Origin of the sequence: Streptomyces sp. NPDC057287 (genome assembly GCF_042667905.1) — a bacterium.
Lineage (GTDB): Bacteria > Actinomycetota > Actinomycetes > Streptomycetales > Streptomycetaceae > Streptomyces.
In genome coordinates, this window is record NZ_JBHUYV010000017.1 from 1 (window position 1) to 21769 (window position 21769).

General features: G+C 72.6%; 23 protein-coding genes. 11 read left to right on the forward strand and 12 right to left on the reverse strand.

Annotation, left to right across the window (positions count from 1 at the left end; genetic code table 11):
* Window positions 1–112 precede the first annotated feature (112 nt).
* From ACFUNE_RS28150 to ACFUNE_RS28170, 5 genes are all read right to left on the reverse strand, one after another.
* Window positions 113–1369: an ROK family protein gene (locus ACFUNE_RS28150; RefSeq protein WP_383573826.1), complete on the reverse strand. Its 1257-nt coding sequence runs from the start codon at window positions 1367–1369 to the stop codon at window positions 113–115.
* Between the two features lie 63 nt (window positions 1370–1432).
* Window positions 1433–2731, reverse strand: a complete 1299-nt coding sequence (locus ACFUNE_RS28155; RefSeq protein WP_383573828.1) for a phytase — start codon at window positions 2729–2731, stop codon at window positions 1433–1435.
* Window positions 2732–2909: 178 nt separating this feature from the next.
* Window positions 2910–3464, reverse strand: a complete 555-nt coding sequence (locus ACFUNE_RS28160) for a DUF305 domain-containing protein (protein WP_383574132.1) — start codon at window positions 3462–3464, stop codon at window positions 2910–2912.
* An 80-nt stretch (window positions 3465–3544) separates the two neighbouring features.
* Window positions 3545–4195, reverse strand: a complete 651-nt coding sequence (locus ACFUNE_RS28165; RefSeq protein ID WP_383573829.1) for a DUF3105 domain-containing protein — start codon at window positions 4193–4195, stop codon at window positions 3545–3547.
* A gap of 171 nt (window positions 4196–4366) precedes the next feature.
* Window positions 4367–4798 carry a hypothetical protein gene (locus ACFUNE_RS28170; RefSeq protein ID WP_383573830.1) on the reverse strand — a complete coding sequence of 144 codons (432 nt, stop codon included), beginning with the start codon at window positions 4796–4798 and terminating at the stop codon, window positions 4367–4369.
* A gap of 62 nt (window positions 4799–4860) precedes the next feature.
* Between ACFUNE_RS28170 and ACFUNE_RS28175 the strand changes: the two genes are divergently transcribed.
* Both ACFUNE_RS28175 and ACFUNE_RS28180 read left to right on the forward strand, forming a co-directional pair.
* Window positions 4861–5754, forward strand: a complete 894-nt coding sequence (locus tag ACFUNE_RS28175) for a phospholipid scramblase-related protein (protein ID WP_383573831.1) — start codon at window positions 4861–4863, stop codon at window positions 5752–5754.
* A 41-nt stretch (window positions 5755–5795) separates the two neighbouring features.
* Window positions 5796–6401 carry a GNAT family N-acetyltransferase gene (locus ACFUNE_RS28180; protein ID WP_383573832.1) on the forward strand — a complete coding sequence of 202 codons (606 nt, stop codon included), beginning with the start codon at window positions 5796–5798 and terminating at the stop codon, window positions 6399–6401.
* Here the strand turns inward: ACFUNE_RS28180 and pcaD are convergent.
* Genes pcaD through pcaH form a run of 4 tightly spaced genes read right to left on the reverse strand, consistent with a single transcriptional unit; the run spans window position 6389 to window position 10198 of the window.
* On the reverse strand, window positions 6389–7558 hold the full coding sequence (gene pcaD, locus ACFUNE_RS28185; RefSeq protein WP_383573833.1) for a 3-oxoadipate enol-lactonase: 1170 nt from the start codon (window positions 7556–7558) through the stop codon (window positions 6389–6391). The genes ACFUNE_RS28180 and pcaD overlap by 13 nt on opposite strands.
* Entirely contained in the window at window positions 7555–8883 is a 1329-nt protein-coding gene (pcaB, locus tag ACFUNE_RS28190) for a 3-carboxy-cis,cis-muconate cycloisomerase (protein ID WP_383573835.1), read from the reverse strand. Before pcaB ends, pcaD begins: the two co-directional genes overlap by 4 nt.
* Window positions 8883–9455 carry a protocatechuate 3,4-dioxygenase subunit alpha gene (gene pcaG, locus ACFUNE_RS28195; RefSeq protein ID WP_383573837.1) on the reverse strand — a complete coding sequence of 191 codons (573 nt, stop codon included), beginning with the start codon at window positions 9453–9455 and terminating at the stop codon, window positions 8883–8885. The genes pcaB and pcaG overlap by 1 nt, the downstream gene beginning before the upstream one ends.
* Window positions 9455–10198 (reverse strand): protocatechuate 3,4-dioxygenase subunit beta, encoded by a 744-nt coding sequence (gene pcaH, locus ACFUNE_RS28200; RefSeq protein ID WP_383574134.1) that lies wholly within the window; start codon window positions 10196–10198, stop codon window positions 9455–9457. The genes pcaG and pcaH overlap by 1 nt, the downstream gene beginning before the upstream one ends.
* Before the next feature lie 212 nt (window positions 10199–10410).
* Here pcaH and ACFUNE_RS28205 point away from each other — a divergent pair, with 212 nt between their 5' ends.
* The gene (locus ACFUNE_RS28205; RefSeq protein WP_383573839.1) at window positions 10411–10854 is read left to right on the forward strand and encodes a MarR family winged helix-turn-helix transcriptional regulator; all 444 of its coding nucleotides are present in this window, start codon (window positions 10411–10413) and stop codon (window positions 10852–10854) included.
* Window positions 10855–10889: 35 nt separating this feature from the next.
* Here the strand turns inward: ACFUNE_RS28205 and ACFUNE_RS28210 are convergent, their stop codons facing one another.
* A complete protein-coding gene (locus ACFUNE_RS28210; protein WP_383573841.1) occupies window positions 10890–11723 on the reverse strand; it encodes an NAD(P)H-binding protein in 834 nt (277 codons plus the stop codon).
* 160 nt (window positions 11724–11883) lie between these two features.
* On the opposite strand from ACFUNE_RS28210, the gene ACFUNE_RS28215 reads away from it, so the two are divergent.
* The 8 genes from ACFUNE_RS28215 to ACFUNE_RS28250 all read left to right on the forward strand — a co-directional run bounded on the left by ACFUNE_RS28215 (window position 11884) and on the right by ACFUNE_RS28250 (window position 20839).
* Window positions 11884–13587, forward strand: coding sequence for an FUSC family protein (locus tag ACFUNE_RS28215; protein ID WP_383573843.1), 1704 nt, complete (start codon window positions 11884–11886; stop codon window positions 13585–13587).
* A complete protein-coding gene (locus ACFUNE_RS28220) occupies window positions 13584–14090 on the forward strand; it encodes a MarR family winged helix-turn-helix transcriptional regulator (protein ID WP_383573844.1) in 507 nt (168 codons plus the stop codon). The genes ACFUNE_RS28215 and ACFUNE_RS28220 overlap by 4 nt, the downstream gene beginning before the upstream one ends.
* A 676-nt stretch (window positions 14091–14766) precedes the next feature.
* Entirely contained in the window at window positions 14767–16431 is a 1665-nt protein-coding gene (locus tag ACFUNE_RS28225; RefSeq protein WP_383573846.1) for a sensor histidine kinase, read from the forward strand.
* Window positions 16428–16835 (forward strand): roadblock/LC7 domain-containing protein, encoded by a 408-nt coding sequence (locus ACFUNE_RS28230; RefSeq protein ID WP_383573848.1) that lies wholly within the window; start codon window positions 16428–16430, stop codon window positions 16833–16835. The genes ACFUNE_RS28225 and ACFUNE_RS28230 overlap by 4 nt, the downstream gene beginning before the upstream one ends.
* Window positions 16832–17200 (forward strand): DUF742 domain-containing protein, encoded by a 369-nt coding sequence (locus ACFUNE_RS28235; RefSeq protein ID WP_383573850.1) that lies wholly within the window; start codon window positions 16832–16834, stop codon window positions 17198–17200. Before ACFUNE_RS28230 ends, ACFUNE_RS28235 begins: the two co-directional genes overlap by 4 nt.
* Window positions 17181–17795, forward strand: coding sequence for an ATP/GTP-binding protein (locus ACFUNE_RS28240; protein WP_383573852.1), 615 nt, complete (start codon window positions 17181–17183; stop codon window positions 17793–17795). The genes ACFUNE_RS28235 and ACFUNE_RS28240 overlap by 20 nt, the downstream gene beginning before the upstream one ends.
* Before the next feature lie 80 nt (window positions 17796–17875).
* Window positions 17876–19408 carry a cytochrome P450 gene (locus tag ACFUNE_RS28245; protein ID WP_383573853.1) on the forward strand — a complete coding sequence of 511 codons (1533 nt, stop codon included), beginning with the start codon at window positions 17876–17878 and terminating at the stop codon, window positions 19406–19408.
* An 84-nt stretch (window positions 19409–19492) separates the two neighbouring features.
* Window positions 19493–20839 (forward strand): 6-phospho-beta-glucosidase, encoded by a 1347-nt coding sequence (locus tag ACFUNE_RS28250; protein WP_383573855.1) that lies wholly within the window; start codon window positions 19493–19495, stop codon window positions 20837–20839.
* Between the two features lie 15 nt (window positions 20840–20854).
* Here ACFUNE_RS28250 and ACFUNE_RS28255 read toward each other — a convergent pair whose 3' ends face one another.
* Window positions 20855–21295, reverse strand: a complete 441-nt coding sequence (locus ACFUNE_RS28255) for a hypothetical protein (protein ID WP_383573857.1) — start codon at window positions 21293–21295, stop codon at window positions 20855–20857.
* Window positions 21289–21747, reverse strand: coding sequence for an ATP-binding protein (locus ACFUNE_RS28260; protein WP_383573858.1), 459 nt, complete (start codon window positions 21745–21747; stop codon window positions 21289–21291). Before ACFUNE_RS28260 ends, ACFUNE_RS28255 begins: the two co-directional genes overlap by 7 nt.
* Window positions 21748–21769: the final 22 nt, after the last annotated feature.

The window sequence follows — 21769 nt, forward strand, 5'->3', positions numbered from 1 at the left end:
CTTCGAAGCCCTCGACCAGCTCGCCATGGAACACCTCCTCGGCGTCCGCTGACCCACCCCCCGGGGCACCCGACACACCACACCGGGCGCCCCGGACCGGCGGGACCCGCCGTCAGGCGTCCACCGGCGCGGTCCCCGCGTAGGCGACGGGGTCGGCCAGCACGTCCTGCACCACCAGCGCCGCCGCGCCCCGCGCCGCGTCGCCCGCGACGGACGACGCGCGCAGCCTGCCACCGCCCCGGGACCAGAGGCCGGACACCACGCGGTCCGTCAGCTCCGCGTCGGCCCGCGGTGAGAGCCACGGCATCAGGCCGCGGTATATCCCGCCGAGCACCACCGCGTCCGGGTCGAACAGATTGACCGCGCCGGACAGTACCTGCCCCAGCATCCGGCCGGCGTCGGCCACGGCGGCCAGCGTCACGGGGTCACCCGCCTGCGCCCGCCGTTCCAGTTCCATCACTCCGGTGGCCCCGCCCGCCCCCTCGCCGATGCCGGCCGCCCGCAACAGGGCCGACTGGCCGGCGTACTGCTCCAGGCAGCCGCGCGAGCCGCACCGGCACTCGGGGCCGGTGGGATCCACCACCACATGCCCGATCTCCCCGGCGAAGCCGTGCGCGCCGCGCAGCAGTTCGCCATTGAGTACCAGGGCCCCGCCGACGCCGATCTCGCCCGTCAGGTAGAGGAAGCTGCGGACGTCGCCGAGCCCGCCGAACCAGAGCTCGGCCAGGGCCGCGAGGTTCGCCTCGTTCTCGGAGCGCACGGGCAGGGGTGCCGTGCCGGGGCGCAGAGCCGCGAGCGCGTCGGCGAACAGCTCCTCGGCGGGGACCTGGTTCCAGCCCAGGTTCGGGGCCTGGCGCACCGAGCCGCCCGAGACGAGTCCCGGCAGCGCGAGCGCGGTACCGACCGGCGACAGCTCCTGCTCCCGCGCCGAGTCGAGGGTGCGGGCGGCGATCCGCGCCGCCCGGGCCAGGACCTCCTCCGGCGGTGCGCCGCGATTGTCCAGGTGCTCGGTCTGCCGCACCCGGCCGGTGCCCGCCAGATCCACCACGCACACCGACACGTAGTCGATGTTGATCTCCACGCCCAGCCCCGCGGGCCCCGTGCGCGCCACTTTCAGGGCCGTGCCGGGACGCCCGGCCTGTCCGCTGAACGTCTTGCCCGACTCGGTGACGAAGCCGCTGTCCAGCAGCTGCTCGACCAGGGAGGACACCGCGGCCCGGGTGAGCCCGACCCGCGCCGACACTCCGGCGCGGGTGGCCTCGCCGGCCTCGCCCTCGTCCCGTACGGCACGCAGGACGAGGCTCAGGTTGTGCCGGCGCACGGTGTCCTTGTCGGCCTTGGACCCCAGGGGCGTGAGGTAGCTCTTCATATCGTCGACGAGCCTATGCGATCCCCCTCGCGACCCGGCTCACGGCAGAGCCCGGGCGGCGGGCTACAGATCCGCCGCGTCCGTCACGGCGCCCAGGTCGACGAACTTGAAGCCGGTGGCCTCCCGGCCCTCCTCGCTCCCCGACGCCGAGGTCTCGTGGCCGTCCTGCACCACCAGCAGCCCGCGCGGGTAGCGTGCGCCCAGCGGCTCGTCGAGCACGGCGGCACCGTCGCACTCCTCGCTGCCGTCGAGGTCGGCCGACACGGCGGTGACGCGGAAGCCGCCCTCGTACGCGTTGCCCTCGGAGACCTCGCGGTCGTACAGGGCGAAGGTGTTGTCACCCTGCCCGGACGCCATGAGGTGGCCGTCGCCGCCGGACTTGCGGAAGAGGGTCAGCCCCTCCACGTCGGCCGCCAGCCGCTTGCCGCCGTGCCCGGGGTCCTCCCCCGGCACGCACTCCTCGGTCTCCGGGTCGTACGTCCCCGGTACGCCGTACTCCCGCACCTTGTCCACCAGGACCGGGCGCCCGTTCAGCCCGGCCGGCAGCCGCCAGATGCCGACGTCCTCCTGCCCTGCGTACAGCGTGCCGTTGGCCGGGTCGACGACCATGCCCTCGACCTGCGGCAGCTCACCCGGCTCGCCGCAGGGCGTCCACGAGGTGCCGCCCGGGAGCCGGAAGGAGGAAGGGAGGGAGAGGGTGCGCACCAGGCGGTAGCCCACCGTGCCCGCCGCGGTCGGCCGCAGTTCCAGCAGCGCGAGGTCCGTGGTGTTGCGCCGGCTGACGAGCGCGTACGAGCGCCCGGTGGAGCGGTCCTGCCAGGTGGCGAGTCCGTACGCGGTCCGCTGCTCGTTGATCTCGGCCTGATCCGCCGAGAAGACCGGGGCGGCACCGGGATCGGTGACGTCCTTCAGCGGGCCGCCGGGCTGCGAGGGGTCGATGCGGTAGATGCGCAGGCGGTCGTTGCCACGGTCGCTCACCACGGCCACGTCGGCCCGGCCTGCCGGGGTGCGGAGCCCGGTCACGAGGTCGACGTTGTTGAACCTCCCCGGCGCGTCCTCCTCGGTGGCGGCGGCCGGTGCAGTGACCGACTGGACCAGGGCCGCGTCCAGGCCGTAGACGCGGAGTCCGCCCTCCTTGGCGGTGGCCACGACCAGGCTGCGCCCGGGAGCGGCGTCGTTGCGCCAGATCGCCGGGTCGTCCGCGTTGGCGTTGCCGCCGGCCTCGTCGTCGTACAGCGCCGCGGTCTCCGCGGTCGCGCCGACGGCCGGGAGCGACCGTGCGTGGGCGGGGGACAGCGGGACGAGGGTGATGAGCGCCGTACCGAGGAGGGCGGAGGCCGCCAGGCGAGGGGAGCGGTGCATGCGCACAGTGCTTCCTGTCGTGAGAGGGACGTGTCCATGACTCGTCAGGAAGTTTCGGGCGACGGGGCGGTGCACCGGTGTCGTGGCCATGAGGACGACACGGGCGGCAGGTGAATTCCCGGTGTCATGGGTCCGGTGGCGGCGGCCGCCGGACCCATGACACCGCTGCGGTGAAGGGTCAGGGCTTCGCGCCGCGGGTCTCCAGCATGTCCGCCATCAGCGAGATCTCCGACTCCTGCGCCCGGGCCATGCCCCCTGCCAGATTCCTGATCTCGTCCGTGGCGGCCGAGTCGGCGGCAGCCCTCGCCATGTCGGCGCCCGCGCGGTGATGGACGGTCATCAGCCGCAGGAACAGCACCTCGGCGTCCCTGCCCCGTGCCGCGCGGAGCCCGTCCAGCTCGGTGTCCGTCGCCATGCCCGGCATGAGGGAGCCGTCGGACGGCGTGACGGGGTGCCCCATCCACTCCATCGGAGGCCGGTCCGTGCTCTTGGCCCTGCCCCAGGACTCCAGCCAGCCCAGCATCATGCCCCGCTGGTTGGCCTGGGTGTTGATGATGTCGTAGGCGAGCCGTCGCACGGCCTCGTCCTCGGTGCGGTCCCGGACGACGAACGCCATCTCCACCGCCTGCTGGTGGTGGACCGACATGTCCCGCGCGAACCCCACGTCCGCCGAGCTCTCCGGGGGAGCGGCCCCGGAGCCGGACGGGGAGGCGGCCGAGGGACGTACGACCATCAGCAGCACGAGCCCCGCGGCCACCACGAACACCAGGGCCCCGGCCCACACCAGTGAGCGGGGAGCCTTCGCGGACGCGGTCACCCGGCGACCCCGCCCGAGCAGGCGGCGCCCGGCTCGGGGGTCTGTGCGCCCTGGACGTACTTGGTGAAGAACTGCGTGACGCGCGCGTCGGTCGCGCTCTCCACGGTGAGCTGCTTGCCCCAGGCGCTGAGCATCAGCGGGTCCTTCTGGTCGGCCACGGGGCTCATCAGCGAGTAGGGCGTCTTCGCGACGCGCTCGGAGAGCGCCTTGACGTCGGCCTCCTCCGCCTTGTCGTTGTACGTGACCCAGACGGCGCCGTGCTCCAGGGAGTGGACCGCGTTCTCGTCCGGTATCGCCTTGGTGTAGACGTCGGCGTCGCAGTTCATCCAGACCGGGTCGTGGTTCCCGCCGACGGGCGGGTTCATCGGGTAGTCGACGGGCGTCTCGACGTGGTCCTGGGTCAGGTCGTCCCAGGACTTCTCGCCGGTGACCGGCGAGGTCCTGGCCTGCTCCTCGGCCTTGTCCTGCTCGTCGGCGGCCGACATCAGGTAGCCGCCCCCGGCGACGAGGCCGGCGAGCACGACGACGGCCGCGGTGATGGTGATGACGCGGCTGCGGCGCTCGCGGGCCCGCTCCTTGCGACGGGCCTCGTCGAGCTTGGCGCGGCGCGCGGCGGCTGGGGTGTTCTGGTTCTTGGCGGAAGCCATGTCAGGTCCTCGGGATCAGCGGATTGCGTGCGCGCACGGCGCGCCACGCGGGGAAGGGGCACACGGAGAGCCGCCTCCTGCGCGTCGGCCGCGCGGAGGACGGACCCGGGTGGGCCTGGGTCTGTCGTTCGGATCAGCCGAGCCCGGCACGGTCCGAACGGGACGAGAGGCCTAGATCCGCTGGACCTGGAGGCGCAGTCGGTCGACGGCGTCCACGCTGTCGTTCGAGGGCCCGCGGATGGCGGCGGCGCCGGTGAGGGGTGCGGCCCGGAGCACTGCCGAGGGGCAGGGCAGGGCGACAGGAGCGGGGTGGCCGGGCAGGACGACGGCCGTCGAGTGGTCCGTCACCCCGTGGCAGGAGCTGCCGATGCCGCGTTCGTCCGGGGCATCGGCCACGACGACCGAGACGACGGCTTCGGGCACAGGGGTGAAGGCTCTGGCGGCGTTCCCGGAGGAGGCCACGCCCGGGGCTGCGGCCGTGGCGGCCGGGGAGCAGCAGAGGAACATCGCTACGAGCATCAGAGCCCAGCCCAGCGCGACGGGCAGGCCCTTGCCGCTCCGTCGCCGGTCCGTCGGTCCGCTCGCTCCGGTCATCGCCGCCATCGTAGATGGTGTGTGAATCTTCAATGAGTTCGGCCCACAACTTGGCAGGATAGTGTGCCCCGGTGACGACGCAATCGAACGTACCTGCGGGTTGGCATCCGGATCCCCATGGCGCGCCCCAGCTGCTGCGCTACTGGGACGGCTCCCGCTGGACCGAGCACACGCACCCGGCCGAGGGGCACGCGCCCGCTCAGGCCGCGGCGCCCGCTCAGGCCCAGGCGCCCGCAGCGGTGCAGCAGCAGGCAGCCCCGCAGCAGTTCGCCCCGCAGCAGCAGGCAGCCCCGCAGCAGTTCGCCCCGCAGCAGCAGGCAGCCCCGCAGCAGCACGCGGCCCCCCAGCAGGGCGCGCCCGGCGCCGGATCACTGTTCAACCAGCAGGTCCTGGTCGTGAACCAGAAGGCCAAGCTGATCGAGGTCACGAACGAGTACCGCGTCTTCGACCAGCAGGGCAACACGGTCGGTTCGGTAGTCCAGGTCGGCCAGAGCGCGCTGCGCAAGGTGCTCAGGTTCGTCTCCAGCATCGACCAGTACCTCACGCACCGCCTGGAGATCCGCGACGCCTACGGGCAGCCGCAGCTTCTCCTGACCCGGCCGGCCAAGTTCATCAAGTCCCGGGTCGTCGTGCAGCGCCCGGACGGACAGCCCGTCGGCGAGATCGTCCAGCAGAACGCCATCGGCAAGATCAATTTCGCCATGACGGTCGACGGGCAGAAGGTCGGAGCGATCAAGGCCGAGAACTGGCGCGCCTGGAACTTCGCCATCGTCGACCACAACGACGCCGAGATAGCCCGGATCACCAAGACCTGGGAAGGCCTGGCGAAGACCATGTTCACCACGGCGGACAACTACGTGCTGCAGATCCACTACCAGCTCTCCGAGCCGCTGCTGAGCCTCGTCGTGGCGACGGCGCTGACCGTGGACACCGCACTCAAGCAGGACGCCCGCGGCTTCGGCTGATCTCCGGGGCGACCGGCCCGGCGTCCGGCAGGATGGCGGTCATGCCGATGCTGGTGTCTCCGCACATCCCGCCGGGACGGCTCTCCTCGTCCCCGCAGCCTTCGCTCCCCGTCGACGGCCGACTGCTCCTGCGTCCCTGGCGGCCGGCGGACGCGCCTGCCGTCCTCACCGCCTTCTCCGATCCCGCGATCCAGCGATGGCACATGCGCAGGGCCGACTCGGAGGAGGAGGCCGCATCCTGGATCGAGCAGTGGACGTCGGCCTGGTACACCGAGACCGACATCCACTGGGCGATCGTCGGGCCCGGGGAGGAAGGGCGTGACGAGGTGCTCGGGCGGCTCGCGCTGCGGGGCCTGGTCCCGGCCGTCGGATTCGCCGAGTGCGCCTACTGGGTCCTCCCCGCCGCCCGTGGGCAGGGCGTCGCGCCCCGGGCGGTCGGCGCGGTGCGCCGGTGGGCCTTCGGTGAGGAGGCCGGCTTCGAGCGCCTCGAACTCGTCCACTCGACGGAGAACGAGGCGTCCTGCCGTGTCGCGGCCAAGGCCGGTTTCCCGTTCGAGGGCATTCGCAGGCGGGGAAACCTGCACGCCGACGGATGGCACGACATGCACGTCCACGCCCGCGTCCGGGGCGACGGTCAGCCCGGCTGAGGTCCGTCCGCCTCCCTCGTCCGCTCCGCCTCCGCCATCTCGGAGAGCACCCTTTCGGCCACCGCGAACGCCGAATTCGCCGCGGGGACGCCGCAGTAGACCCCCGTCTGCAGGAGCGCGGCACCGATTTCCCGTGGGCTGAGGCCGTTGCCCACCGCCGCGCGGACATGCATCGCCAGCTCGCCGAGGTGGCCGTGGGCGACCAGGGCGGTCAGCGTGATCAGACTGCGCTCGCGCCGGGACAGCGTCGGGTCCGTCCAGACCTCGCCCCAGGCGTAGCGGGAGATGAACTCCTGGAAAGGGGCGGTGAATTCGGTGGTCGCCGCCTGCGCCCGGTCCACGTGCGCGTCGCCCAGCACCTCACGGCGCACCGCCGTCCCGCTCCCGCGCTGCCGGGGTGCGAAGTGGGCGCGCAGTGCCTCCCGCACGGCCTCCGGGCGCTCGGCGGGAGCCAGGTGGGAGGCGTGCGGCAGCTCCGTCAGCGCGGCGCCGGGGATGCCGTCGGCGATCTCCCGGGCGTGCGAGGGCGGCATGGCCGGATCCTCGCGGCCGGCGACGACCAGGGTCCGCGCCCGTACTCCGGACAGCCCGGACCGCACGTCGTAGTCGGCGAGCACGTCGCAGCACGCGGCGTACGCCGAAGGGTCGGTGGCCAGGAGGTCGTCGAGCAGCCGGGGTTCGGTGAATCCGGGGGTGAACCAGCGGCCGGCCGCGCTCTCCGCCACCTTGCCGAGGCCCTCGGCGCGCACCAGCGCGGCCCGCTCCCGCCAGGGGCCCGGGTCGCCGAAGTGGGCGGACGAACAGACGACGGCCAGGCGGTCGACGCGATCGGGGTGGTGGATCGCGAGCCAGAGGCCCACGGCCCCGCCCAGCGAGACCCCGGCGTACGAGAACCGCTCCAGCGACAGCGAGTCGGCGAGTGCCAGGACCAGCTCGCCCAGGTCGGCGATTCCCGCGCCCGGGGCGATGAGCCCGGCGGACGATCCGCCGTGCCCGGGTAGGTCCCACCGTACGACCCGGTGCGCGGCGGTGAGTTCGGGGGCGACCCCGTCCCAGAGCGCGGTGGAGGTGCCGAGCGACGGGCCGAGCAGGAGCGGGGGAGCGTCCGCCGGGCCTTCGGCGCGGTGGTGGAGGAGGCGGTCGGGGGTCATGGTCATCGGCGCTCCAGGGCGCGGTCGGTGAGGGGCCCGGCACAGCCGGTGTACCGGGCGGGGTCGGTCAGTTCGGCGAGGTCCAGGCCGTCGAAGGCGGGTTCGGCCGCGAGGATCTCGGCGAGGGGCCTGCCCTCGTCACGGGCCAGGGTGGCGGCCTGGGTGAGGATCTCCTCGGCGCGGGCGCGGCCCACCCGCCCGGCGGCGACGGCGGCCAGCCGCTCCGAGACGATCAGTCCGCCGGTCAGCCCCAGATGACTCCGCATGGCCGCTGGGAACACCCTGAGTCCCTCGGCGAGTTCGGCCGCGTCCCTCGCGGCGCCGCCGGCCAGACGCAGCAGGTCGCGCAAGGGCTCCCACTCGGCGTGCCAGGCGCCGGCGGGCCGCTCGTCCTCGGCGGCGAGCGAGCCGTACAGCGTGGCCGCCGCCCCGGGCGCGCGGCGGGCCGCCGCGGCGATCAGGGTGGCGCGGACCGGGTTCGCCTTGTGCGGCATAGCGGAGGACCCGCCGCCGGACCCCTCGGCGACCTCGGCGATCTCGGTGCGGGAGAGCGTGAGCACGTCGGCTGCCACCTTGCCGAGCGCACCCGCGGTGAAGGCGAGCGCTCCGGCCAGGTCGGCGACCGGGGTGCGCAGGGTGTGCCAGGGCAGCAGCGGTTCGGCCAGACCCAGTTCCTCCGCGTACGCCGTGACGAGTGCGAGCCCGACCGGGCCCCCGTCACCCGAGGAGAAGGCGGCCAGCGTGCCCGCCGCACCGCCGAGCTGGGCGGGGAGGGTGCCGCGCACGGTCCGCAGCCGGTCCCGCGCGTCGAGCACCAGTGACCGCCAGCCGGCGGCCTTGAGGCCGAACGTCGTCGGCACGGCGTGCTGGGTCAGGGTGCGGCCGGGCATCGGCGTGTCGCGGTGCTTCACCGCCAGCCGCTCCAGCGCGTCGGCGGTCCGCCCCATATCGTCGAGGACGAGCGCCAGGGTCCGGGACGCCACCATCATCGCCGCCGTGTCGAGGATGTCCTGGCTGGTCGCGCCCCGGTGGACGAAGGGCCGCAGCTCCTCGTCGACGGCCCCCGAAAGGGCGGCGACCAGCGGGATCACCGGATTGCCGCCGTCCCGCGCGCCCAGGGCCAGCTCCCTCACGTCGAAGCGGCCGGCGTCCGCGGCCTCGGTGACCGCCCGCCCCGCCCCGGCGGGGGCGAGTCCGGAGGCGGAACAGGCCCGGGTGAGCGCCGCCTCCGCGTCCAGGAGAGCCTGCAGGAAGGCGTGGTCGCCGGTGGCGGCCTCGGCGGCGGAACCGGCCCGCCCGGGGGCGAGGAGCCCGGCGTCGCTCTCGTGCATCAGCTGAACTCCAGGAAGACCGTCTCGTCGTCGCCCTGGAGACGGATGTCGAAGCGGTAGGTGCGGGCGTCCGTGCGTGTCGCGATCAGTGTGGCGCGCCGCTCCGCGTCCAGCGACCCCAGCAGCGGATCGCCCGCATCCGCACCCTCGTCGAGCAGATCGGGGAGATAGACGCGGGTGTAGAGGTGGTGGACCAGACCGCGGGCGAATACGGCCGCACAGATGTACGGGGCGCCACCGGGCGGGAGCGTACGGACGAACCAGCGCCCGGCCGCGTCCGTCGGCGCCCGGCCGAAGCCGGTGAAGTCCACGCCGTCGCGTCCGATCACCTTGCCCGTCGAGGGGTCGTGGCGGAGTGTGCCAGGGAGACCGGTGCGCGACCCGTCGGGCGAGGGCTGCCAGGTCTCGACGATCGCGTCGGGCACAGGGTCGCCCCGGCCGTCGCGCACGTGGCCGTGCACCGTGACCGTGCCGGGGTGCCCGGCCGGGGCGACCTCGTTGCCGCCGGGGAAGGGGAGCGCGTAGCCGTAGAAGGGGCCCACGGTCTGGGAGGGCGTCGGGGCGTGGGACATCAGGCGTCGCCTTCTTCCTCGGTCCAGGTGGCGCACGGTCCGTCGAGGACGATGTCCCAGCGGTAGCCGAGGGACCACTCCGGGACGGACAGGTCGTGGTCGTACGCCGATATCAGCCGCTCGCGCGCGGGCCGGTCCGTGACGGAGCGGATGACCGGGTCGTAGGGGAGCAGCGGATCACCCGGGAAGTACATCTGGGTGACGAGCCGCTGGCTGAACGACGTGCCGAACAGCGAGAAGTGGATGTGCGCGGGGCGCCAGGCGTTGGTGTGGTTGCGCCACGGGTAGGCACCCGGCTTGACGGTCGTGAACGCGTAGCCGCCGTCGTCGTCGGTCAGGCAGCGTCCGAACCCGGTGAAGTTCGGGTCGAGGGGCGCCGGGTGCTGGTCGAGCTGGTGGGCGTACCGCCCGGAGGCGTTGGCCTGCCACACCTCGACGAGCTGCCCCCGCACCGGCCGGCCGGCCCGGTCCAGCACCCGGCCGGTGACGGTGATGCGCTCCCCGAGGGGCTCGCCGGTGTGCTGCGCGGTGAGGTCGCGGTCCAGAGCCGTCACGTCCGTCACGCCGAAGGCGGGCCCGGACAGCTCGACCGCCTCGGGGTCGCGCACGGGGATGAGGGAGCGGTGCGGGTGACGGAAGTGGCTGCTGCGGTACGGGGGGTAGTCGCGCGGCGGGTGGTGGGCGCCCGGCTCGGCCGCCGCCTGGGCCCGGGCCACCTCGGAGTCGATCTCCTGCTGGCTCATCCCGTCGGGCAGCGGATGTGCGGGAACGTCACGTGCGGTCATGTCACGGCTCCGTGAATTGCGGATAATGCTCAGTGCACTGACTAAAGTCTGATGGGCATGAAGCTATCCAGGGCGTGCTGTTGCGGTCAAGACCCTCAGTACACTGTGTATCTTCGGTCGATCGGCCGAAGCAGCCGGCGGCCTACGGCCGACAGTGAGAGGACGGTGCCGTGCAGGCGGTCGACCTGAGCACCCACCCCGGGCACCTGGCGCGGCGCCTCCAGCAGGCGCACCACCTGCTCTGGAACACGATGGTCTCCCAGGAGATCACCTCGCCCCAGTTCGCCGTCCTCAACGCCCTGACCGCCGAACCGGGCCTCGACCAGCGGACGGTGGGGGAGCGCGTCGGCCTCGACCGGTCCACCGTCGCCGAGGTGATCACCCGGCTGCTGCGCCGGGAGCTGCTGGACAAGGTGCGCGATCCGGACGACGGGCGCCGCTTCCTGCTCCGCCTCACGGACGAGGGTGCCCGCACCCACCGGCGGCTCGCCCTGCGTACGGCCGGGATGAACCAGGTCTTCCTCGGCCCGCTCTCCGCCGACGAGCAGCGGACGCTCTTCGCCCTGATGCGTCGGGTCGCGGACGCCGCCGAGGCCTTCCGGGTGCCTGAATAGGCCGGACCGCCCGCGCCCGTCCCGGTGCGGGCCGCTCAGCGGAACGCGGTGACGTTCTCCGAGGCCCATTGCCGGAAGGGCCGGGCCGGGGATCCGGTGATCTGTGCGACCGTGTCGCGTACCGCCAGCAGTTCGTCGTTGACGTCTCCGCCTGTGACGTCCAGCACCGCCTCCGCGGCCTCGGGGCCGAAGACGGCAGCCATCCGCGCGTGGGCCTGCCGACGGCTGATCTCGGTGAAGGGCACCTCCCGGCCCAGTGCCGCCGCGATGGCCTCGACCTGCTGGCGGGCCGTCACCGGCTCCGGTCCGGTCAGGGTGTACGTGCGTCCGCGGTGGCCGGGCCCGGTCAGTGCCACCCGCGCCACCGATGCGATGTCCGCGGGGTGGACGGTCGGCAGCGCGGTGTCCGCGTACGGCGCGTCGACGGTCTCGTGCGCGCGGATGGAATCGGCCCACATCAGGGCGTTCGAGGCGAATTGTGTCGGCCGCAGGATCGTCCAGGCCATGCCGGTGCCCTTGAGCAACTGCTCGACTGCCAGGTTCTCGGCCGCGGGGCCGAGGTGGGGGTGGGTCCTGACGGTGATCGAGGAGACCAGCACCACGTGTTCCACGCCCGACTGCCGGGCGGTCTCGAGGATCTCGGCGTCCGGCCCCAGGCGCGACACGAGGAACAGCGAGCGCACCCCCTCCAGGGCGGGCTTCAGCGAAGCCGGATCCGTGAAGTCGCCCTCCACTGCCTCGACCCCTTCGGGGAAGGCTGCCCGTGAGGCATCGCGGGTGAGCCCCCTCAGCGGTCCGACGCCGGCCGCGTGCAGCTCTCGAAGAAGACTGCTGCCTATGTTTCCGGTGGCTCCGGTCACGAGGATCATGAGTGCGTTCCTCCCGTCGTCCGATGAGCGATCGGAGGTGACGCTAGAAGCTCGACCGCGCTTCAGGTCAAGGAGGTGGAGACTTCCGCCCGTTGTGGCCCGGCCTCTCCGAAGCGCACTCCAGATATTTTACGTGTGTAACACCTGTTAATCTAAATGGGTGAGTGATACAGCCGTGCGACCCCGGAAGCCATCCGTCCACAGACTTCCGGTCACCGGTGTCCTGCGGCTGAAGAGCCCTGCGGAGATCTGGTACAAGCCCGCTCTGAGCGTGGTGGTCGCCTCCGTGGTCCCGAATCTGCTGCTGTACTCCCTCGACCGCCTCGACCTCGTCATGTACACGATGGCGGGATCGCTCTGTGCGCTCTACGGGCACAACCTGCCGTACGCCCGCAGGGCCCACACCGTCCTCCGGGTGATCCTCGGGATGGCCGCGGGCCTGGCCGTCTCCCTGGTCGCCGCCTCGCTCACCGATTCGACCGCCGTGCTCATCGCCGTGGGCGCGCTGCTCGCGGCCGTGCAGAAGACGTTCTGCGACGCGTCCCGCATCGGCCCACCCGGCAATGTGATCTTCGCCTTCGTCACGTCGGCAGCCCTCTTCGCCCCGCAGGAGCTCGGCCGGGTGCCGGGGCACCTGGCCCTGATGCTGGCCGCCGGCGCCTTCTCCTGGCTGGTCACCGCAGGCCCTGCCCTCTGGCGCAGGGAAGGGCCCGAACGCCTCGCCACGGCCCGCGCGCTCGACGCCGCCGCGGCGTACGCGGCGGATCCCGGCCCCCGGACCCGCCACGCCGCGGCGGCGGCGGTCCAGGCCGCCTGGCAGTCCCTGCTGGCCGCCGGCCGTCCCACCCCCGTGCGGCAGGGCCTGGAGCGGCTGGTCGTCCACGCCGAGCGGGCCCTCGCCACCACCGCGGTCGGCGGGCGCGTCGGCGGTGCCGGCCCCCAAGAGCTGCAGGAATGGGCGGCGAGGACCCGGAGCCGTGGGCCCGTCCCCGCCCCGCCGCCCGCTCCCGGCACCGTCGAGCAGCTCTTCGGGATCGACGCCGAACGGGCCGGACGGCGGATGCGGCGGGGACGCCGCGAAGCCCGGCGCGGGCTGCTGCGCGCGCTCGGCCCCGGCTCCCCGGTGCTGCCGATCGCCGTCCGCACGCTCGTCGGGTGCGCCCTGGCCGGCTACGTGTCCTGGGCGCTCGGCGTGGGCCACCCGTACTGGGCCGTCGTGACCGCGGCCTCCGTCTACCAGCCCAATCTCAGCCTCTCGTGGAGCAGGGCCCTGCAGCGGACGGTCGGCAACCTCCTCGGAGTGCTGGTCTTCGCGGCCGTCGTCCCGCTCGCCCGGGTCAGCCCGCTCGTCCTCGTGCTGTGCGTCCTGTTCTTCAACTTCGCCGCCGAGGCCCTGATCACCCGCAACTACTGGCTCGGCTCCGTCGCGGTCACCCCGATGGCCCTGCTGATCCTGGAATTCGGCGGATCGCAGCCCGCCGGGCAGCTCATCGCCGACCGTGCCCTGGACACACTCGTGGGTGTCGCCGCGGGATTCCTCGCCGTGGTCGCGGTCACCAACCGCCGGGCGTCCGGCCGTGTGGAACGGGCCCTCGCCGCTACGGCCGAGGCCCGGGAGCGCGCGGAGCGGTCCGTCGCGGACCCGGCGGCGGACCACCTGGCGCTCGGAACGGCACGCAGGCGGCTCACCGCCTCCCTCGTCGAGCTGCGTGACGCCAGTGACGTCGCATCGGGCGAATGGTGGCAGCGCGCCCTGCCCGAGGAAGAGTTGCTCGCCGCTGAGCAGGCAGGACACCGTACGCTCGCGGCGACAGCACAACGGCAGGGGCTGATCACCCTGACCCCGGCGAACGGAGCGGTGTGACCGACGACATCGTGGCCTCGGTGGTACGGCAGTGGCAGGCCGTCAGCCCGGGGCTGGACACCGGACCGATGGAGCTCATCGGCCGTATCAACCGCTGCGCGGCCCTCCTCCAGCAGGCGGAGGACGCGCCCCTGCGGGCCGCCGGTCTGACCCGTGCCGAATTCGATCTGCTCGGTGCGATGCGGCGGACCGACCGCGAGCTCACCCCCGGCGAGCTGGCCCGCGAGACCTTCTCGTCCGGTGCGGCCGTCACGAAGCGGCTGCGCGTCCTGCAGGAGGCAGGTCTGATCGCCCGTCGCAGCGACGACAGGGACCGCAGGGTCGCCCACGTGGGGCTGACGGAGGCCGGACGGGCTCTGGTCGACCGGCTGCTGCCCGAACAGCTCGCCTATGAGCGGTCGGTGCTCTCCGGGCTCGACGAGGAGACCCGCAGCGGGCTCAGCGGACAGCTCGGCGAGCTGCTGGTGCAGCTGGAGGGCCGGCTCGGCGGCGGCCGTCGCTGAGGGAGTCACGACTTCCGTTGCGGACGGTGTGCCGCGGGCCCGTCGGTTCGATTGCGGACGGTGTGCCGCGGGCCCGTCGGTTCGGTGACGGGCGGTGTGTCGCGCCCGTTGGCCGGTGCTCACCGACCGTGAGGGGTGGAGAGGGTGACCGGCGGCCACAGCGCCCGGTGCCGACGCCCGGCGCCGCGAGGTGCGACTCTCCGGGGCGCTGCACCTGAGTGCTCGCACATCCGTCCGTCGCTCACGGATCTGCTCCTTTCGATCCGATTCGATCACATGTGCCCTCGTCCCGCTCTGAGGTACACATATATTCGTACGCGTCGATGAATTTCGCTTGCGTGTACCCGCAATTCTCCATTCTTGCTGCAAATTAGCCGGTACCCCTTGCCGCCTGCGCCGACGCGACGTCCCGCAGAGTGGGACGTACTTGTCTGCTTCCTCCCGATTCCCTGGTGCCGTTACTCCCTGCGCACGCTCGACGGCGGTGAGTGCGAAAACTGGCGAGTGTATTACCGCCGGCGGGCTCGCGCAGGGGGTTGGGCGAATATGCCGAAGCACTGTTCTGATCTGGTTAGGCTCACGCGCAGTGAAGTCGAGTTGAGATGAATCAGGGCACTTGTTCATACCTGTCCGTGCAAGTGCGTATACCTCCCGAATCAACCGCCAGAGGGTTTAGATGGTCCGTGTTGAATCACCGCCGACCAACAGAGACGTCCCCGTAGTACGCGCCGCTCTCCTGCCCCTTGTGCTGATGGCCGGTGCCACCGCCGCGGGCGCGGTGCCGGTCACCGGGGCCACGCGTGCGGCGGTCGTCTGGTGCGGCGCGATCGCCACCGTCGTGGTCGCCACGCTCACCGTCGTGCTGAACCGCCGGCGCCGGGCGATGCGCGTCCAGCGAGCCGCGTACGAACAGCGCATCGCCTTCCTGGAACAGCGCATCGCCTCGTACGACCAGGAGACCGTACGGCTCAGCAAGGAACTCCTGCCCGCCGCGATCCGCCGGCTGCGCGCCAGCAACTCGCCGCAGGAAGTGATGCGCGACATCGTCGACGCGGACGAGTCGTACCGCGACCTCCCCAGGGCCCAACGCGCCCTGGTCCTGCAGGTCCTCGACATCATCGACAATGAGGAGGCGATGCGTGACTCCGCGCAGCGCGCCTTCGTCAGCGTCGCCCGCCGCGTCCAGGCCATCGTCCACCGGCAGGCCAGTGAACTCCGGGAGATGGAGGATCACCACGGCCGCAACCCCGATGTCTTCGACGACCTGCTCCGCATCGACCACGGCACCGCGCTGATCGGGCGGCTCGCCGACTCCATCGCCGTGCTCGGCGGTGCCCGGCCCAGCCGTCAGTGGCCCAAGGCGGTACCGCTGTTCAGCGTGCTGCGCGGAGCGATGTCCCGGATCCTCGAGTACCAGCGCGTCGATCTGCACTCGATCGCCAAGGTCGCCATCGTCGGCACCGCGGTCGAACCGCTCATCCACGCCTGCGCCGAGCTCCTCGACAACGCGACACGCTATTCGCCGCCCCAGACCCGGGTGCACGTCACCGCGGTCGAGGTGCAGACCGGTATCGCCATCGAGATCGAGGACGGCGGTGTCAGCCTCAGCGAAGAGGCCCGGGTGCGGGCCGAGAACATGCTCGCCCAGGCGCAGGCCGGCATCAACATGAACGACCTCGGGGAGTCGCCGCGCCTGGGCATGGCTGTGGTCGGCCGTCTGGCCCGGATGTACCAACTCCAGGTATCCCTGCGGCAGTCCGCGTACGGAGGCGTCCGCGCGGTGCTCATCGTGCCGCGCGACATGATCACCACCGGGCCCGCACCCGGCATCGCGCACGGCATCGGTGCCACCTCGCGCCCGCAGAGCTCGCTCGACCTGTCGCAGATGCAGCACGTCGTACCGCCGCGCGGCAAGCACAAGGCGCGCGGCACCACGACCGGTCCGGTCCCGTCGCTCGCGTCGTCCACCCCCGCGCCCGCCACCGCTCCGGCTCCGGCGGTGTCCGCCGCACGACCCGGGCCCGCCGCGTCGGCCCTGGGCGGCGACGACGAGATCGTCGTGACCGAGTGGACCGACGGCGGGCTCCCGCAGCGCCGCAGCCGGGGGCGCGCACCCCTCGGTTCGCACAATCTCCCGCAGCAGTCCGCGCCGGCCGCAGAGCCCGTCGCACGCAACGGGCACAACGGGCACAACGGGCACAGCGGGCACGGTGGCGGTGGCGCCACGCCACCGCCCGGCCTCTGGCTGGAGGCCTTCACCCAGGCCGTCAACGGTGTGCCCAAGGAGCCCAGGAACGACACAGACTCTGACGACGCGTGGGACAAGGGAGACGAGAAGTGATCCAGCAGCGGGGAAACATGGACTGGATGCTCAAGGAACTGGCCGACGACGTACCGAGCATCCACCAGATCGTGGTGCTCTCCGCCGACGGCCTCCGTATCGCCCGGCACGGCGGTGACCCGGACGTCGCCGACCGTCTCGCCGCCGCCTGCGCCGGGCTGCAGAGCCTCGCCGCGGCCGTCGCCACCGAGATCCCGTACAGCGACGGTCTGATGAAGCTCGTCGTCATCGAGGTCACCGGAGGATTCTTCTACCTGATGGCGGCGGGCGCCGGTGCCTACCTCGCCGTCCTGGCCGGCGAGACGGTCGACGCCGGACTGGTGGGCGCCCGCATGCGCGACATGGTCGTGCGGATCGGGGCGCACCTGACGAGTCCTCCGCGCCATGACGGGCAACCCGGATGAGTCCTCCCCGACGAGAACGCCGAAAGGCCGAACCGGCGTTGAGCGACCCGGAACGGCTGTACGTGATCACCGGCGCACCCGACGGCGAACGCGCGGCACTCGACCTCGTCACGATGGTGGTGGCGCAGGCCGAGCCGTCACCCACGGTCCAGCCCGAGCAGGCCGCGATCCTGCGGCTCTGCAGGGCGCCGTTGTCCGTCGCCGAGATCTCGGCCTATCTGAGCCTGCCCTTCAGCGTGGTCACCTCGCTCCTGACAGAACTCCTGGCGACCGAACTGGTCGAATCGCGCGCGCCCATCGTCCGCGCCGCGCTCCCGGACCGGTCACTCCTCGAAGCGGTGATGCATGGACTTCAGAAGCTCTGACACGATCACGGGCCCCCGCAGCGAGGACGTCCTCCCCAGCACGGCCACGGCCGCGGTGAAGGTCGTCGTCGTCGGTGGGTTCGGCGTCGGCAAGACGACCATGGTCGGCTCGGTGAGCGAGATCCGGCCCCTGACCACCGAAGAGACCATGACCCAGGCCGGTGTCGGCGTGGACGACAACGTGGGTGTGGAGACCAAGACCGCCACCACCGTCGCCATGGACTTCGGCCGGATCAGCCTCAGCGAGGAACTGATCCTCTATCTGTTCGGCACCCCGGGCCAGGAACGCTTCTGGTTCCTGTGGAACGGACTGTTCGAAGGAGCGCTCGGAGCCGTCGTCCTCATCGACACCCGGCGGCTCCAGGTCAGTTTCGACGTCATCGGGAGGCTGGAGGAGCGTGGCGTCCCGTTCGTCGTCGCGGTCAACACCTTCCCCGACGCCCCGCACCACCCCGTCGAGGCCCTGCGCAGCGCCCTGGACCTGCCGGACGAGGTGCCGATGATCGACTGCGACGCGCGGCTGCGCACCTCCAGCCGCGACGTGCTGATGACCCTGATGCGTTACCTGCACCGCCTCGCCGTGCCGCTCACCTGACGACGGCACGCCCACTGCCTCCGACCGGGCCCTGTCCCCACATGCCCGGTCCCCGGCGCGTCTCATTTCCTGGAGCCACTGTGACAACCCCCTTCCAGCACGAACCCGGATCGGCCCACGGCCCGGTGCCGCCCCCGCAATGTCCCGCGCACGGCATGGGCATCGGCCCCGGCGGGCTGCGCCGGCTGTACGGCCCCGAGGCCGAGGCGGACCCCACGGGTCTCTACGAGAAGCTGCGCGCCGAACACGGCACGGTGGCACCCGTCCTGTTGCACGAGGACGTGCCCGCCTGGCTGGTGCTCGGGCACAGCGAGAACCTCCACATGACCCGAACCCCCTCGCAGTTCTCCCGCGACTCGCGCCGCTGGCGGGCACTGCAGGACGGCAGCGTGGCCCCGGACCACCCGCTCGCCCCGCTCTTCACCTGGCAGCCCGTGTGCTCCTTCGCCGAAGGAGTCGAGCACGAACGGCTGCGCGGCGCGGTCACCGACAGCTTGGGGCGCATCGACACCCGTGGCGTGCGCCGCCACATCAACCGTTACAGCAACCGGCTCGTCAACGACTTCTGCCGGGTGGGCCGCGTCGAACTGGTCAGCCAGTTCGCCGAGCGGCTCCCGATGATGGTGATGTGCGCGATCATCGGCATGCCGGAGGAGTACAGCGACCGCCTGGTGCAGGCCGCCCGTGACATGACGCGGGGCTCGGAGACCGCCGTGGCGAGCAACGCCTACGTGATCGGGGCGCTGGACCGGCTCGTACAGCGCCGCCGGGCGGCGCCCGCCGAGGACTTCGCCACCTGGCTGGTCGAACACCCCGCCGGCCTCACCGACAAGGAGGTCAGTGAGCACCTGCGGGTGGTCCTCATCGTCGCCTACGAGACGACCACCAACCTGATCGCCAACGTGCTGCGCATGGTCCTCACCGACCCGAGGTTCCGGGCCAGGCTCAGCGGCGGGCACATGACCGTGCCGGAGGCGGTCGAGCAGACGCTGTGGGACGAGCCGCCGTTCACCTCGGTCCTGGGCCGCTGGGCGGTGGGCGACACCGAGCTCGGCGGACAGCAGATCAAGGCAGGGGACGCCCTGATCGTCGGCATCGCGCCGGCCAACACGGATCCCGCGGTGCGGCCCGACCTCACCGTCAACATGGAGGGCAACCGCGCGCACATGGCGTTCAGCAGCGGCCCCCACGAGTGTCCCGGCCAGGACATCGGGCGCGCGATCGCCGACGTGGGTGTCGACGCCCTGCTGATGCGCCTGCCCGATCTGGTGCTCAGCGTCGAGGAGAACGCCCTGAGCTGGGCCGGGAACTTCATGTCGCGGCACCTGGTGGACCTGCCGGCGGGCTTCGCGCCCACCCCGGAGCAGGAGATCGACGCGGAGCCGCTGCCGGCGGTGGCCCGCGCCCGGTCGAGGGCCGACTGGGAGGTGTCCTCGCCCGCCGTCCACCGGAGTCCCGCTCGGCCCCCGGCCGGGCACACCCCCGCGGGCCACACCGCGGCCGGAGCGCGCGCCGACGGGCCGGCCCCGGGGGAGGCAGCCGTCATTCCGGCGCAGCGGAGCGGGCCGTCGAGGGTCTGGCACGCCGTCGTGCGCTGGTGGAGCGGCCACTGATACCGGCGCCGCACGCCGTGCCGGGTGCCCCGTACCCCCCAGGGTCCGGGGCACCCGGCATCCTGCCCCGTACCATCGAGCAGCGTGAAGCTGACAATTCTTGGCGGCGGCGGATTCCGGGTCCCTCTCGTGTACGGGGCGCTGCTCGGCGATCACGCCGAGGGCCGCGTCTCACGGGTGACCTTGTACGACACGGACACGGACCGGCTCACCGCCGTCGCCCGGGTCCTGGCGGAACAGGCGGCGGGCGTCGAAGACGCGCCCGCCGTCGTCGCCACCGATGATCTCGACGAAGCCCTGAAGGGGGCGGACTTCGTCTTCTCGGCGATCCGGGTCGGCGGGCTGGAGGGCCGCGCGGCGGACGAGCGCGTGGCGCTCGACGAAGGCGTCCTGGGCCAGGAGACGGTCGGAGCAGGCGGCATCGCCTACGGGCTGCGCACCGTTCCCGTGGCGACGGCCGTCGCCCGCCGCATCGCCAGGCTCGCCCCCGACGCGTGGGTCATCAACTTCACCAACCCGGCGGGCCTGGTCACCGAGGCCATGGCACGGCACCTCGGCGACCGGGTCATCGGCATCTGCGACTCCCCGGTGGGGCTCGGCCGCCGTATCGCCCGGGTCCTCGGCGCGGACCCCGACCGGGCATGGATCGACTACGTCGGGCTCAACCACCTCGGCTGGGTCCGCGGCCTGTGGGTCGACGGCCGCGACGAACTCCCGCGCCTGCTCGCGGACCCGGAGCTCCTCGGCTCGTTCGAGGAGGGCAGGCTCTTCGGCCCCGACTGGCTGCGCTCGCTGGGCTCGGTCCCCAACGAGTACCTGCACTACTACTACTTCAACCGGGAGGCGGTCCGCGCCTACCAGGACGCCGAGCAGACCCGGGGAGCCTTCCTCCGCGACCAGCAGGAGGGCTTCTACGCCCGGATGAAGGACCCGGCCGCCCCGCCCCTGGCCACGTGGGACCGTACGCGCGCCGAACGCGAGGCGACGTACATGGCGGAGAACCGGGACGTGGCCGGCGCCGGGGAGCGCGAGGAGAGCGACCTGGAGTCCGGGGGCTACGAACAGGTGGCTCTCGCCCTGATGCGGGCCGTCGCCCGCAACGAACGCACCTCGCTGATCCTCGACGTCCGCAACAGGGGCACCCTCCAGGTGCTCGACGACGACGCCGTGATCGAGGTGCCGTGCCTGGTCGACGCCAACGGCGCGCACCCCGTCGCCGTCGACCCGCTCCCGTACCACGCGGTCGGGCTGGTCACCGCGGTCAAGGCCGTGGAGCGGGCGGTGCTCGAAGCGGCGGAGAGCGGGTCACGGGCGGCGGCCGTGCGGGCCTTCGCCCTGCACCCCCTGGTCGACTCCGTCTCGGTGGCCCGCCGGCTGGTCGAGGGGTACACCGGGGTCCACCCCGGGCTGGCCTATCTCGACCGGCCCTGACCGGGTGGCGCCCCGTCAGGGGGCCGGTACGGCCCTCGGCCTGCCGGACGGGTCCCAGGACGGCGCGACACCGGTGACCTGACACACCATGAGGAAGAGCGGGATGGGCGGCGTGTAGGGCGTACGGCTGTCCGGGGCATGGATCAGCCGGGGACGCCCCGCCGGGACGTAGGCCCCGGCGGCGTAGGACGCCTGCTCCGGCCAGTCCAGATCGAGGTCGGAGCCCGAGGGGACGATCCACCACCACTGGTCCGCGTCGGCGAACACGCAGCCGGCGCGGGGCAGATGCGACATCAGGCGGAAGCCGTACTGGGCGGGCACGCCCACCGCGTCGCAGCCGAGGCTCGCCGACAGGGCGGGCGGCAGCGGGAGCCGGACCCGGCCCCGCGTGCCGTCCTCCTCCACGGGACGGGGGCGGCGCGCGCCGAGCAGCTGGGACAGGGCGTTCCTCAGCATGTCCGCTCCGGCCCGTACGGCAGTTCCGCCCACACGATGCGCCCCGAGTGGTTCCCCGCGTCGTGGGACCCCCAGGCGGCGCTCATGGAGTCGACGAGCAGCAGTCCGCGGCCGTGCTCGCCCTCGGCGGTGAGGGACAGCCGGGGACCGCCGGGCTGATGTCCCTGGTCCTGTACGGATATGCGCAGCCGGCCGCTGTCGCAGCGCAGCTCGGAGACGACCCGTGTGCTCGCCGTGTGCACCACCGCGTTGGTGACCAGCTCGGAGACGATCAGCACCGCCGCGTCGTGGGCGTCCCCGGTCAGCCCCCAGTCCGCCAGCCGGGCGCGCGTGAGACGCCGGGCACCGGCGACCGACTCGGGGTGCGCCGGCAGCGCGAAGCAGTAACGGAGCGCCTCCGTCCCGGGGCTGAGGTCCATGAGCCGGGGGATGAGCGCACTGCCAGGTGCCACGACCGATTCCTCACAGTGGGGG

Bases quoted from the DNA above. Each gene is read 5' to 3' on its own strand.
- ACFUNE_RS28150 (WP_383573826.1), bottom strand. From the start codon at position 1,369: ATGAAGAGCTACCTCACGCCCCTGGGGTCCAAGGCCGACAAGGACACC.
- ACFUNE_RS28155 (WP_383573828.1), bottom strand. From the start codon at position 2,731: ATGCACCGCTCCCCTCGCCTGGCGGCCTCCGCCCTCCTCGGTACGGCG.
- ACFUNE_RS28160 (WP_383574132.1), bottom strand. From the start codon at position 3,464: ATGGTCGTACGTCCCTCGGCCGCCTCCCCGTCCGGCTCCGGGGCCGCT.
- ACFUNE_RS28165 (WP_383573829.1), bottom strand. From the start codon at position 4,195: ATGGCTTCCGCCAAGAACCAGAACACCCCAGCCGCCGCGCGCCGCGCC.
- ACFUNE_RS28170 (WP_383573830.1), bottom strand. From the start codon at position 4,798: ATGGCGGCGATGACCGGAGCGAGCGGACCGACGGACCGGCGACGGAGC.
- ACFUNE_RS28180 (WP_383573832.1), top strand. From the start codon at position 5,796: ATGCCGATGCTGGTGTCTCCGCACATCCCGCCGGGACGGCTCTCCTCG.
- pcaD (WP_383573833.1), bottom strand. From the start codon at position 7,558: ATGACCATGACCCCCGACCGCCTCCTCCACCACCGCGCCGAAGGCCCG.
- pcaB (WP_383573835.1), bottom strand. From the start codon at position 8,883: ATGCACGAGAGCGACGCCGGGCTCCTCGCCCCCGGGCGGGCCGGTTCC.
- pcaG (WP_383573837.1), bottom strand. From the start codon at position 9,455: ATGTCCCACGCCCCGACGCCCTCCCAGACCGTGGGCCCCTTCTACGGC.
- pcaH (WP_383574134.1), bottom strand. From the start codon at position 10,198: ATGAGCCAGCAGGAGATCGACTCCGAGGTGGCCCGGGCCCAGGCGGCG.
- ACFUNE_RS28210 (WP_383573841.1), bottom strand. From the start codon at position 11,723: ATGATCCTCGTGACCGGAGCCACCGGAAACATAGGCAGCAGTCTTCTT.
- ACFUNE_RS28225 (WP_383573846.1), top strand. From the start codon at position 14,767: ATGGTCCGTGTTGAATCACCGCCGACCAACAGAGACGTCCCCGTAGTA.
- ACFUNE_RS28235 (WP_383573850.1), top strand. From the start codon at position 16,832: ATGAGTCCTCCCCGACGAGAACGCCGAAAGGCCGAACCGGCGTTGAGC.
- ACFUNE_RS28240 (WP_383573852.1), top strand. From the start codon at position 17,181: ATGGACTTCAGAAGCTCTGACACGATCACGGGCCCCCGCAGCGAGGAC.
- ACFUNE_RS28255 (WP_383573857.1), bottom strand. From the start codon at position 21,295: ATGCTGAGGAACGCCCTGTCCCAGCTGCTCGGCGCGCGCCGCCCCCGT.